The 1,066-nt window shown below is 55.9% G+C and carries 2 protein-coding genes; both read left to right on the top strand.

Features of this window, described 5'->3' with window-relative positions; translation table 11 throughout:
• Positions 1-750, top strand: a 750-nt coding sequence (locus ACXJ5O_RS27965) for a thiamine pyrophosphate-dependent enzyme (RefSeq protein WP_457302756.1), incomplete at its 5' end; no start/stop codon positions are given.
• 119 nt (positions 751-869) lie between these two features.
• Positions 870-1,066 (top strand): ATP-binding cassette domain-containing protein (locus ACXJ5O_RS27960; RefSeq protein WP_457302755.1); only part of this gene is annotated, 197 nt, incomplete at its 3' end.

Genomic DNA, 1,066 nt, shown 5'->3' with positions numbered 1-1,066 from the left:
GATCAGTCGCATCCTCAGTGGATCGAGCGGATTAGCGCGGTAAAGGCGGAAGGCGAAGAACAAAAACGTATCGAAATTGTTAGCGACCAAGTTCCGATCTCGCCGCCACGTGCAATGTTCGAGCTGGCAAAGCGTCTTGGTGAAGACGATATCGTGATCTCTGATGCCAGCTTCTCTGCGGGATGGATCGCCAATTTTCTCCCGGCCAAAAAGGCCGGCCGTAGCTTCCTTTATGCACGCGGACAAGGCGGACTGGGATATTCGACCCCCGCGGCCGTTGGTGCAGCTGCCACACGTCCTGGTGTCCGTGTCGTCACCGTGGCCGGAGATGGAGGGTTTTCCTACACGATCGGCGAATTGGCGAGCCAGCTGCAACATAAGCAACGGGTCGTGAACATTGTCCTGAACAATGGACGGCTCGGTTGGATTCAGCTGTGGCAGGATATTTTCTTCAAGAACGTTCAATCTGCACTGTTGGAGAACCAAAGCTGCAAGCCTGGATTTGCGGCTGCAGCGCAGGGTTTAGGTCTCGAAGGCTTTTACGTCGAAACACCCGACCAGATCGGGCCGGCGCTGGACAAGGCTTTCGCTTGCGATGGTCCATCCGTCGTTGAAATTCGCATCGATGATCTTGCAACGCCCATCCACAGTTTCAAACGGCGGATGAAGGAGGGGGCAAGCGAACCACGGCCCCGGCCCGGAACCGTCTACAAACTGAGAGACTGGAAGATATCGCCGGCACTGGAGTAGGCATGGCCGGCGATCCAAAGTGTGGAGGGCTTAAGGATTCACCGCATTTCAGATCTCCGGTGGAGGCCGGAGAAATGAAATGAACAAGGCTCAGAATGAAGCATTTGGGAGGGGTAAGAATGTTAGAACTGCGGAATGTATCCAAGGTAGTGGGCGGAAAACCCCATCTCAGCGATATATCGCTGACTTTGGAACATGCGACGCTGAATGTACTGCTCGGGCCGACCCTGTCCGGCAAGACCAGCCTCATGCGCATCATGGCAGGACTGGACGTGCCGACCTCCGGCTCTGTCTGGTTCGACGGCAAGGACGTGAC

The organism is Phyllobacterium sp. P5_D12, assembly GCF_054049495.1.
The sequence above is the reverse complement of the archived record's forward strand: the minus strand, read 5'-3'. Positions and strand labels throughout refer to the sequence as shown.